The organism is Bacillus sp. AFS017336, assembly GCF_002555445.1.
Lineage (GTDB): Bacteria > Bacillota > Bacilli > Bacillales > Bacillaceae_G > Gottfriedia.
Window position 1 is genome coordinate 1 of the sequence record NZ_NUCO01000041.1, and the last position, 13699, is coordinate 13699.

The 13699-nt window shown below is 35.6% G+C and carries 4 protein-coding genes; all 4 read right to left on the reverse strand.

Annotated features, from left to right (window positions below; all coding sequences use genetic code 11):
* Window positions 1-68: 68 nt before the first annotated feature.
* Window positions 69-3587 (reverse strand): S8 family serine peptidase, encoded by a 3519-nt coding sequence (locus CN601_RS27915; RefSeq protein ID WP_098172259.1) that lies wholly within the window; start codon window positions 3585-3587, stop codon window positions 69-71.
* Between the two features lie 300 nt (window positions 3588-3887).
* Window positions 3888-8030, reverse strand: a complete 4143-nt coding sequence (locus CN601_RS21155; protein ID WP_098172260.1) for a S8 family serine peptidase — start codon at window positions 8028-8030, stop codon at window positions 3888-3890.
* Window positions 8031-8483: 453 nt separating this feature from the next.
* A complete protein-coding gene (locus CN601_RS21160; RefSeq protein ID WP_306659838.1) occupies window positions 8484-8750 on the reverse strand; it encodes an AroM family protein in 267 nt (88 codons plus the stop codon).
* A 40-nt stretch (window positions 8751-8790) separates the two neighbouring features.
* Window positions 8791-12954 carry a S8 family serine peptidase gene (locus CN601_RS21165; RefSeq protein ID WP_098172261.1) on the reverse strand — a complete coding sequence of 1388 codons (4164 nt, stop codon included), beginning with the start codon at window positions 12952-12954 and terminating at the stop codon, window positions 8791-8793.
* Window positions 12955-13699 lie beyond the last annotated feature (745 nt).

Below are 13699 nucleotides of genomic sequence, written 5' to 3' on the forward strand. Positions count from 1 at the left end.
TAGTAATTTTCAGGATAGTTCAATCAAAAAAACCAATCCTCTTTTGAGAAGATTGGCTTCTATTAAAACTATTTAACAACAGTAACTGATACTATCTTTGTCGTTACTTTAAATCCTTCTTTATCAACTGCATCAGCAGATACATAATAGGTTCCGCTAGGTAATTTTGTATCTGGTGTCCATTTAGTATGAAGTTCATGTTCATTATTCACTTGCAAACTGTCTACTATGTTCCCACTCGCGTCTTTTACGTAAACTGTCCAATTTACACGTGTTTGGGCAAAACCGTTTATTGGAGCTGGTTTGCTTACACTAATATTTGTATTTGGACTTACACTAAATACAGGTACAAGCATACTGTATTTAATATATGAAGGATCGCCCCAAACTTTATAACTTATATTCATTGCATTATCTATTCCCATCACAACAACACTTTTTGGTTCTTCATTTACTAAAACAGAAGTTTCTCCTGGTGATACAGATTTTTGTATGCCATTATACCAAAGAATCGCTCCCTTATACCCTGAGCTACTATCAACTGCGTCGAAAGAAATTTCATATTGACCATCCTTTGGTTTAACTTGAACATTCGATACTTTTGGTCCAACTGAGTCGACATTAATCGGAAGCTTTACTTTCTGTGGTTTCGCACCTGGGTAGTCTAATGTAGTTTTGATGACAAAGTTATACCTATCATCACTTACAGTGTTACCGTTTTGATCTTTCGCATCCCAGTTATATCCCATGTACATCCCACTTGCAGAAAGAATATTCTTACGAAGCGGATAAGGCTTCCCACCATTATATTCACTAAAGTCTCCAAGATATTTAATCATTTTTCCTTTTTTGTCTTCAATATACATTTCGGCTTTTGCTAAGTTTCTAAATGCTGTAAATGTTGGGAATGCCCCTTTTAGTATTGAATTTGGAGATGTTGCGATTGCATTCATGTTAAATTTACCCGTTTTCGTATCATACCCCATCGGAACCGAAGCACCCTCATCATCCCAAAGTGCTGTATAGCTTAAAAATGCATCTTTTCGATCCCAAGCTACAGGATCTATATTATTAAGTGAATCCCACTCACCATTAAAGCCCATATAAGGAACTGTTAAAGGAACAGCTGAATCGCTATTTTTTCCTGTTGGTACAAGACGGACAAAGCCTTCAACAAACTCATTATTTCTTAATGTTCTTGGTAGGCGAATCTCTACCTTTAGATTTTTCTGTTGGCCTGCTTTGATTTTTAATGTTGGACCTTCAGCACCAGTAACTTTCTCACCATTTACATAGATTGTTGCACCTTCAATGCGATCACTTTTTAATGATAAATAATCTTTTGATTCTAAATTCCCATCACCATTAAAGTCAAAGTGTTTCGTTTCAATTCCATCTGTTAATAAGTCTACATTAACAGTGTAGTCATATTCATCTTTCGTTTTTTCAGTTTGAAGTGATTCTACATTTAAATTGAAGATTGCTCTGTCATTTTTAATCTCCTTTAATGCAACTGCTCCTGCTTTCTCAAGCGGCGTATTTTTTCTTGTTACAATAACAGGTGTTTTAATTGCATTTTGGATTTGCATTAATCCAGATCCCTGAATACGCGGTGAATATGGGACCTCATCATTCGTTTTAGGATCCATTACCACTTTAGCCGTATTCATTAAAGCAATTTTGGCCTTTAATGCTGTATCTTCTGAATGAGTAAGTCCTTTTTCATACATCGATTGTAAAATTAATGCAGCACCACCTGCAACGTGTGGAGTCGCCATTGAAGTTCCACTCATAACCTCATATTCATTTCCAGGAGTAGTCGAATATATTTTACCACCTGGAGCAGAAATTTCAGGCTTAATGTCTAAAGTAGTTGGAGCACCATAAGAAGAAAAATAAGACATCGTGTCTCGATCTGGGTTATCCAACCAAGTTCCTTTTGTTAATTTCATTTTGACAATTTGTCCACTATTTAACTTAGCAATTAAAGCATTCCCAGCTTCCTTACTAGTTGTTGCTACTGGAATCCCGTTACTATTAAAGTTTACGAATGGGTAATCAGCCATTTGAGTAGGTGGAACCATAATAACGGCCTTTGCACCATATGTCTTTGCTGCATTTTGCATTGGCGCATAGGTTGAATAAGTCGTATTAGGTTTAAACACAACAATTTTTCCTTTCACATCTTTACCAGCATAATGCTCCGCTTTAAAGCCTTCACCTACATAAACTAGCTCAGTACTTTCATTTGGGGACAGTACTCTAGAGAGTTTAAAATTATAGTGCGTTTGGTCTTGGTATGGAAGTTTTAAACCATTTTCTTCCGCTAATGTATTCATTTCGGTTTTAGTATTTTCGTAGGAAGCTACTGACAAAGCAAACGGACTTACACCCGGTTCTCCAACAGTCCCAATATCAGGATTTTCTGCATACGGTTTTGTAGAAGAAGCAATGATATTATTCTTCGTACTATATGCTGCATTTCCACCTGCAACTACGACTAGTGTTCCGTGTTCTGTCGCTTCACGTATTGCTTTTTGAATTGGATCTTTATCTCCACCAACGAATCCTGAATCAGTTCCAAGACTCATATTTATGACATCTGCTCCCATTGCAACAGCATGGTCAATTCCTGCAATAATATCATCTTCATATGCTCCTCCACCAGTGTCAGAGAATACCTTTTCAGCTAACAGCTGTACACCTGGCGCGATCCCTAATACACCATCGTTTTCTTCATCCCCATTTGCACCAATAGTACCTGAAACATGTGTACCATGAGGATTTCCGTTTTTACCACGTGGTATCACATCTGTATCATTATCAGCCCAATCATAACCAGTTGGAACTTTGTCACTATACCACTTTTCATTTACAGAAGTTTCTGCAAATTTACTTTGAATTGAACTTTCTGTCAATTTTTCTTTCTGTTTTCCCTTTTCCGTTAAAGTCATATCTTTATGAGTATAATCAATTCCCGAATCCACTACACCGACAACTAATCCTTCACCTTCATAACCATATTTTTCCCATACACTTTGTGCTTGTACTAACTCTTTACTCGTTTTCATTGTTTGTTCATAAGTTCTTGCGATATGTACATTTGTAACACCTGGCATCGCCTGTAAATCTTTCACATTTTTGAATTCTGTATCCATACTGAATCCATTAAATCCTTCATAAAAGCGATGTCTAACTTTCGGATTCAACTTCTTTTTTGTCATATTAGAAACAACATCATCTTGCTTTTGTTTCATTAAAGTTTTTTTATTTACCTTTGCTCTCGTTTGTGTAGCTTGTTCTGGTTCTTGTACCTCAACAATTACACGCACTTTCTCATTAGGTTCATATATTTTCGAACTATTTTCGCTCATATTTTTATAGACTGAATTGCCAGCATCCTTAGACGCTTCTTTGTTAAGATCGTCTAAATAACTTTTTAATCCACCTTGCCCAATCTCGTCAACATTCGAACTTGAAGGTTGACTTTCTTTTGTAATTTGTGCGTAACCTGGTGTCGTTAAAAACATTGCGGCTAATGTCGTTGCTGTGATAACTCTAAATGGAATTTTCTTTCTATTGTTCATAAACTTAGTATTCTCCCCTCGTAATCTATTAAATATATTAATTACAAGATAAAGTTTATAAATTTCTAAAAACTTTATCTTGTAGGTATAACCTAATGGAAATTCACATTATTTTCTGAGTGTGAATTGTAGGCTACTATTTAAGCTTCTCTATATAAAGGTTATAGTCTGACTGAAAAGGCTATTCATTCCTATTAAACTGAGTTAAAAATTAAGAGTAATAGATAACCTGACGATAAGATAAACATCATTAAGTACTAATTTAGCTTTCATTAAACCAGTCTTATTAATACAGCTACTTTAATCCATACCAAGCTCACTCATAATAGATTCCAGAGTATCCCCTTTAAATTTTTTCTTTGCATCTGGTGAAGATCCCGGATGTAAGAATTCCAAAGTTGAATTTTGTTTTAAATAGTTTAATTGAATGAACCTCAAATCTTTTCCGTTTACAATTCCATCGTAATTAATATCTGCCGCGCGCTTGTTTGTTCCCCAAAAAGTTCTAATATATTCTGCATCCAATACATCAATAACATTATCTTTGTTTACATCTCCTGCAATAACATACGCATCGGCAACTAATGCATTTAATCCAGCTAACAGATCTCCTTTTTTAGTGGCTGTATCGACGGTATCGTAATAGGTGAAATGCCCTGGAACATCAATTGATACATTATATCCCTTATCAGTCAATGGTATATTTCCAATATTATATGAACTGTTTGAATTTAAATTTTGTTCGATTACAATTCCTTTAGAATCTTCCAATTTTACCTTTGCACCTATTTTTGAATAATCTAATGCCGCATCCCATGCATTAGTTTCAGTTAATAACCCTTGAGAAATTACCTGCCCAGATACAATTGATTTATTTTGGGCTACCTTAATACCGTTGTATTTAAAGAAAGGTTGAGGTGATACCCATTTTCCTGTTGTGTCATACAAGGTTGAAGCAAAACTTAAAAACCCAGTTAAATCCGACTGATTTTCTTCTTTTACTTTTAGATATATATCAACCATTGGTATATCACCTGTCACTTCCTGAGTGCCATCCATAGTCAATGTATAATTTTCGCTTGAATACATTCCACCATTCACTGGTTTAGTTTCATGTTTTACATCAACTGAACCATATTTGGAAAGTTCTGGACGTACATCTACTTTTACAACTTCAACTTGTTTAGGATCAATATACGGTCTAAATTGTACTTGCTTAAAATTCTTCAAGTTTTGTCCAGTTATTGTATACTTTACCGTTTCCCCTGGTCTCACTATCTCTTTGTCCATCTCAGCTGTATAATAAGCAGTGCCATCTTTCAAGAAGTAAACTGTTTTTCGATACGTCCTATTGTTCGCTGCATCAAGTCCGTCTATAGATGCAGTAATGACATCTTTACGATTATCAAGTGGTATGCTATATTCCAACTGACCATTATGATCTACTTGCTTTATGGCGTCAGGAAAACCAGTAAAACCAGAATAAGTGAATCCTACCTTGTTTTTAGATTGATCGATATCAAAACCAAGAGCCTGCATTTCAGCTACTTCATGATCAATAATCGTTGCCTTAATTGGATAGGAAGTTTGACTTGCAGGGTATTCGATTACGTTTTTATCATCGACGTTAGTTTGGAAGTCCGGATTTGTGTTATCCACGAAGAAATCCTTTTGAGTTGTAAATTTTTTTCCATGATCATTTGTTCCAATTAATTTAAGCTTGTAAAATCCTTGTGACGCAAAGACAATTTTATCAGAAATTGGTTGATTTTTATTTCCTGTAAATGGCATGTATGATCCATCGTATTCAAGCCAGCCATAGTCTACGTTTTCATTGACTGCCATTCCATCTATCTGACCAATATATCCAAGGTCTTTCCCTGTTTTTCCATCCACTAACACTGCATCTAACACTTTCATATGAGACTTCACACTGAAACCAAACAATAAACTTGTTGGATAAATTTGACTTACTCCATTTGGTGCCGTAGACATAGAAGGATTATCTAGAATCAAGTCTCCCATTCCCTCTTCAACAACACGTATTGCAAATGGAACCTTATAAGTCTCATTTGGATTTGCTTTATTTGTATACACTACATATCCTTCATATGTACCATTTTCAGCAGTTTTTGGAATAAAAATCGATACCTTCGACTGCTTTTGATTATTTCCTTTAACCTTTATCTCTGAATTAGTAATGACATGTACATTGTTTTGTTCCGCATTCTTGGAACCCCTTACTCCAGTTTGGAATTTTACGGCTACATCAAAGGTTTTATTCTCACTTTCCAAATTAGATAGGACAATTTTACGGCTCTCTAAAAGATCATTTCCTGTAGCTCCAAAAGAACCAAAACTGATACCGCCTGTTTTTTCTTGAATAGATGTTTCTTCACCATCACTAATAATCGGTGTTTTATCAATAACTTCAATTTCCATCCCTGTATGTACAGCTTTATATGGATCAATTCGGCCTGCTCCTACTTCAAATACACTATAAGTTTTTTTCAAGTCATCAGCTGTATTCATCAGGATCGACTTTATATCTTCAGGCTGAAGATTCGGGTTCGCTTGCAACATAACTGCTGCAACTCCCGCAGTGTAAGGTGATGCCATTGAAGTCCCAGACAATCTTTGATAAGCATACTGGTAGTCGCTTTGGTTATCTTTATTGTTTATATACGATGGTACTGTTGACATAATGGAAACACCTGGTGCCACAATCTCCGGCTTTATATCATAATTGATACGAGATGGTCCACGAGAACTGAAATCTGCTAATGTGTCTCCTTCTATACTTCCTTTGTCCATTTCTGTAAACGTAAAGGATGCATTACCTGCTTGTATTTGTTTTAGTAGGGCCAAACCTTCAGCGTTTGACATAGAAAAAGTTGGTATATTCGTTGTTCCTTCTCCAAGATAATAAGGAATAAGCCCTTCATCTAGATTGTCATTATACATCAAGATTCCAGCCGCTCCCTTTAGCTGTGCATACTTCACTTTATCTTGTAAAGTAATTGAACCTCGCGCGACAAGTACAAACTTTCCTTTTACATCCTTTCCCGAATAGTTGCTTGAGCTACCAACTCCTACATCTACAATCGGAAACGATTTCCCCTTTAATCCCGGTATATTATCTGAATAAGCTTTTGCCATTAAACGTACATGTGCTGGAACTGAATTTTCTCCTCCCATTGATACTGTAAACGTTTCCATTTCTATCGGCACATCGCTTGCACCAACTGACAATGGTAACGCAGCTGCACCAGGTGATCCCAAAGTATACATATCACTTCCGGAATTTCCTGCTGCTACAACAGCGGTTACGCCGCTTAATACAGCATAATTAACCGCCATACTTGTTGGGAATAGTGGATCATTGATACTAGCCCCTAATGATAAGTTGATTACATCCATCCCATCAGCGACAGCCTTATCAATTCCAGATAGAATTGCGTCAGTTGTACCTGATCCATAAGGACCAAGTACACGATACACATAAAGGTCAGCATCTGGTGCGACACCAGTCGTCGAATATTCACTAGTACTTACACCCTGACCCGCAATAATACCAGAAACATGTGTCCCATGTTCTGTATAATACGTTGACCCATTGGAAACTTCGATTTTTTTAGAATTCTTCCAATCCGTATAGGTCGTTTCCATCGGATCTGCATCATTATCTACAAAATCATATCCACCTTTATAGGCATCTTTTAAATCAGGATGATTGTAGTCAATCCCTGTATCAATCACACCTACTTTAATCCCCTTACCTGTAAAACCTTCTTCATGTAATTTATCAACACCAAGATATGAGTTTCCTCCTGGTATGTTCACAGCAGATGAATCCAGTTTTGTTGTATTTTCTTGTTTCGGCAGATCCAATTGCACTTCCTTATCACTCCATACAGCTTTGACAGCATCGGAAGCCAACAAGTTTTTGACCTTGTTTGCAGGTAGCGTCATAGCCACTCCGTTAAAGGCATTCTTATAGATACGGCTAACTTTAAATGACGATTTTTTTTGGGGGATATCTTCTTTAAAAATCGTTTTTAAATCTTGTTGAAACGTTGCTTGGTCACCGTCTCTTAAACTTCTAGCCTTACTTGCAGATAAACTTTTACCATTGACTTCTGCTTCTAACTGCGCAACTTTTTCAGGCTTTTGTTTGAATTCCACGATAACTGAAATTTCTTTTTCACTATCTAAGTTCACATTTGGATCTAGCTTCAACCCTGAGCTATCATTTAACTGCAAGTTTCTCAATGCAGATCGCTGCTCCTGAGTTAGATTAGATAAAACTTCCTGTGAATTTACATTCGATTCTGCTTTTACAACAGAATGATAGTTTAATGGAGTTACTGCGCCTAGAATTACACCTAAACTCATTACTACATTAAATGCATTTTTTCGTTTATTATTTCCATCTTGCCTCATTGAGTAGTCTCCCCTCTGAAATTAAAAAGTTTAGTTATTTTGAATTTTCCAAATTCTAATCACATTATAATAAGAATTGATTCATTTGAAATTTTGACAAATTCATTCAACATACTAAATATTAATCGATAAATTTCAACAAGAATTCTTTTAAATCTATATAAAACTAGTTAAATTCTTAATAGAAATAACAAACGGCAATCCCTGTCATTACAGTAGATTGGCGTATTCTAAAAGGATTTTAATTAAGTTGTTAGATATCAAATCAGTAATGTAGTAATTTATCGAAAAACTTCTACTAAAGAGTGCTTGGTGCTCATTGTAGAGAATTGAGCCTATTAATAGTTCATTAAAAAACGCTATTCCTTCTTAAAAATCTAAAGAAAGAATAGCGTTTTCTTCATTTTTGATGTCATAAATTACTTATGCTGAGTGGAATGTGGCTGAATCCTATTAGATCATTTCTAAAACTAGTTTTGTCATAATTGCATTAGAAACGATAACAGGGAGCCCTGTTAATTTGGATACTAGCTCACTTGACTGCTCTGTATATGCCATACAATCTAGTAAAATAATATTCACCTTATCCATCAGTTCATTAGCTGCTTTTTCATATTTTTTCAAGTCATTCTTAAAAACAGAAAATTTTTTTGCTAAGTAAAGTTTACTTCTTCGTTTGTACTTGAATGTAGAAAAACTCCGGAGCAATACCGGAGCCAAAAAAAATCTAAACTTTATTTAAAATTTTTGTTTTTTAACACTAGTTAATTCCAAGGTCTTTCTTAATGCTTTCTAAAGTTTGTGCTTTGTATTTCTTTTTAGGTTTTGCTTCATTATTAATTGAAGTATTTTGCCTTAAATAGTTTTTCTCTACAAATTCCATATCTTTTTCATCAACTATACCATCAAAGTTAACATCAGCATCGCGTTTATTTGTTCCCCAATAAACTTGTAAGTAAATAGCATCCAGTACGTCAATGACATCATCTTTATTCACATCACCAGCGCGGTTTTTGTCTATATCCACTATCGTTTGTACTCCGGCAAGATCACCATTGACGTCTCTTACGAGTTTAGTATTTGATACTTTGCTCGCAAAGTGACCTGGAATCTTCACATAAATGTCATACGCTTTGTCTGATAACGGAAGGTTTTCTATCGTAAAATATCCACTCTTTGAAATAGTTGATGCTTGATAGGTTTTACCATTTGCATCTTGTGCGTAGACTTTAGCCCCAAGCTTAGAGTAGTCAATCGTAGAATCTATTTGTCCATTTTTCATGAAAGCTTCAGGTTTAATAGTTCCACTCACTATTGATTGTTTAGGTAACATTGTAAATGTTTTGTCTTTATATACACGAATTAATGTAGTACTCGAACCTGATGTTTTCTTATATTTTAATGAAGATACATCAATTGGTGTAGCCGCTGGCTCATAGACTTTATCGTTTGTGACCTTAAACGTGACATCTAAGAAAGGTAAGTCTTTATCGATTTTTAAATCAGTTTGATCGATTGAAGCTCCTACTTTGACGGTCCCTGAACCTAGTGCTGTACCGACTACTGGTTCTGTTAAATTAACTTTTACACCTTTTTCTTCAGCATATTTTTTAAACGCATCGTTGATTTTGACATTTTGAAACTGAAGAAAATCTTTATAAAAATTCACGGTATATTCGCCAGAAGCAAGTTGCTTAATATTGTTTAAATTCATCGTCATCGTAATTTCGTCACCAAGTCGGACCTTTTCTTTGTCGTAGCTTGGCATTCCATACTCTGTACCTTCTTTTATGAACATGTAACGCTTAATTGGTGATGGATCTCCTTCAGCTGCCGTTGCATTATCAAAAACCAATAAATTAGAATCTATAAAACCTATTTGGTCAAGGTTAGTCTTAGTTGCAGGGAATCTAAAGTTACCTTCCTTATCAATTGAAAGGAAAGCGTAATTATATAAGCTGTATTCCCACCATGCTGCCCCATTAGAAGATTGATCGATATTCATCCCTTTCTGCTTAAGCGTATCAACAGCAGAATTATATACATTTCCATGTATCCATACAGCAGGGCCATCATATCCTGGTTCTGTTGTAAACATCGAATCATTCACTTCGTAAAAACCTGGTTTCATGGATACTTCTACTTTTGGAGGTGTATTGTCAATCATCACAATAGCATCCCTACTGTACGATTTTCCATTTTCATCATGACCAAGCATTTCAAAGGTGTAATCACCTTCTGGGAGTTTCACCTTTTCATCAGAAATTGGTCGTTTTTTATCATTTGTAAACGGATATACTTCACCTGTAAATAGAGCACTTACATAATAATCGATACCTGCCTTTACCTGATCTGCACCAAAGGTTCCAACAAGTCCTATCGGTTCTCCTGTTTTCCCATCTTTCACTAACACATCGATCGTTTTTAGTGGGCTTCCCAATCTAAAGTATACAGATACAAATGGAGTCGTAAACGGGTGTGCATTTTTCACATCATTCGTAAGCATTGGTCTTGACAAATTCATATAATCAAACCCTTTATCTCTTACATTAATTGAAAATGGGATTTGATAGTTTTCTTCTTTATTCTTTGAATTAACAAAATGAATATATCCTTCGTACCTTCCAAGTGCCGCAGTATTAGGTATAGAAATAGTTGGATTAATTTCTGCAGACTTTCCTGCTTCTACAGATAATGTACTTGGCACTTTCACTTGTACTCCATTTTTAGTAGCATCTTGAATTATACCCATAGCAGGCAATAACTCAACACTAATGTTGAAATTCTTTAGCTCTTGTTTATTATGATTTTCAATCACAACTTTTCGACTATCTTCAGTTTGCTTAGCGTCCCCTGTATAGTGAGTACCGAAAGCGATTGAACCGGTTTCTTCATCAATTTCGACTAATTTGCCATCTTGTTCATTTGTCGTTTTGTCCATAACCTTCAGTAAAATATCTGAATGCACTGCCTCATACACATCAATTCTACCTGCTCCAACTTCATTGACAGAATAATTGCCATTCATTTTATCAGCTGTATTCATTAAGGCTTCTTTTACTTCAAACGGTGTATAATCAGGGTGTGCTTGCAAGATTAAGGCTGCAGCCCCAGCAACGTGAGGAGTAGCCATTGATGTTCCTGAAAGACGGCCATATGCCATATCGTAATTCCCATCATCCTGTTTATTATTCATATATACAGGAAGGGTAGAAAAGATTGATTCACCTGGTCCCACAACATCTGGTTTAATGTCATCAGTGCCTTCTGCTGGACCTCTTGAACTAAAGTCAGCTAAGTGATCTCCTTCTGATTTAACGCTACCCATTGTTTCGAACGTAATTTCTTTTTGCCCTTTTAGACGTTCACCTTCAGCTTTCGATATACGGAACGACGGAATATAATTTGTTCCTTCACCAATATAGGCATCTATATTCCCATCAACATTGTTATATACAACCACTGCTTTCGCACCTGCTGCTTTTGCATTTTGCACTTTTTCATCAAAAGTATATGTGCCACGTTGAATGAGAGCTACTTTACCCGCTACATCTTTATTTATATAGTCGCTTTTTGCTCCTAAGCCTACATCAACAATCGATAAAGTTGTATTTTTAAGGTCTTCTAATTTATCTGTATAATTTTCTGCTAACAGTTGCATATTTGTAAACTTTTGATCCCCTGCACTTGCATTATATGTTGGAATTGTTAGCGACACATCACTCGCTCCAACTGTTACCGCTAAAGCGGCTGCTCCTGGGGCTCCAAGTGTTTTCTCCTCAGGGCCTGCGTTTCCTGCCGCAACGCATGCAACAACTCCTGAGAGCATCGCATTGTTAATCGCAATCGATGTCGGACTTAGCGGGTCGTTTTGGCTTGATCCTAAAGATAAGTTGATGACATCCATTCCATCTTGTACAGCTTTATCGATACCTGCCATAACTGCGTCATTCGATCCAGACCCATATGGTCCCAATACTCGGTACACATAAAGATCAACATCAGGTGCTACCCCCATAACAGCGGATGGAGAGTTGTTTTTCTTTTGTGCTCCAATCGATCCAGAAACGTGCGTTCCGTGCTCTGTATAATAGCTAGTACCAGATGGACCGATTTCAGGCTGTCCGGAAGCCTTCCAATCTTTGTAGGTTGTCTCCATCGGGTCTGCATCATTATCAACAAAATCATATCCGCCTTTAAAAATACCTTTTAAATCTGGATGGTTATAATCAATACCAGTATCAATAACGCCTACTTTAACGCCTTTTCCAGTAATGTTCTCTTCATGAAGCTTGTCCGCACCGATTTGTGGAAGGCTATCATCTACTTTTGTTGGACCAGAAGTCTGCATTTCAGCAGCTTCTTTTGGAAGATCAAGCTTAACCTCGGTATCCTGCCAAATTCGTTTGACAACTCCTGTGCTAAGTAACTGTTGTACAGCTATTCCAGGTAGTGTCATAGCTACTCCATTAAATGCATTATGATATTCTCTCGTGATTTTGGCCTCTCCCATTTTCGTTGCTTTTCGCTCATTCTGACTTTTTATATTTTTCCACTCATCGTTAAATTTATCATGATCGCTTTCTTGTTTATCTTTTGCGTTAGAAAGAGACATCTTTTTCCCTTTCAATGCTTGCTTTAAAACTTCTACCTTTGCTGGTGCTTGGTTAAACTCAACGATTACTTTAACTAATTCTGAACTCTTTTGGTTTATATTTGGCGAAATAACGAACCCTGGTGAAACATCAAGTTCATTTAATGCCTTTCTTTGTTCATCTGTTAAGTTTAACAACATCTTTTCTACACCATTTTGATTATTGTGATTTTTAACTTCTGCAATAGCCTTATAATGAACACCTGTGGAAAATAGCAAACTAGTAATGACAGTACCAGTAAAAATATGTTTAAGTTTTCCTGTTTTCATAACTTTCCCCCTGATTATTAATGTTTGCTAAAACTAAAATCGTGCCTATAATAACGTGTTTAAAAAATTCCAATCACCTAACAAATCGATTTTTTCAAAAACGAATGGGTATCAAAATTGAGCTACTTTCTCAGGCTTCTGTTTAAACTCGACATTTTTTCTAGCTGTTCAAAAGATAATATTATACTGTAAGACTATTACTCTTTTCTCAGATTTCCTTATAATTCAACTACTAGCTTTACTTTTTACAAGATAATTCACTATATTTAATAGCTTTGTAGGGCGATCACCACCAATGATTTATTTTTTTATCTTTCTACAGCAGATCATGTTAAAAATATCTATAAAAACTTTTTCCCCTTTGTGATTGTTTTCCCATCCTATTTTGATTATATGGAGGGTTGACAGTATCTTTATTTCGCAAAATATTATCATTTTTTTTAAATTTATCGACAAAAAATAACAGATATTACCAAAACTCAGTTTTTTTAGTATATCAGATATATTTTTCCACTAATTACTATATTTTAAAATTCCGATCATACTAGATTACTATGTGGGTTCCAAATTGAGAATTATCCTGAATTCAAAAAATAACGAGGAAATTTAATAGTTCAGCTGAAAACTTAATTTTCCTATGTTGTTTCTACCCATTTTGAAGAGTTTATTTTTAGCAATAACAAAAAGAAGTGAAGCAGTCAAATTCTGACAATAGCTTCACTTCCTTTTGTTTGCTTCTTTAATG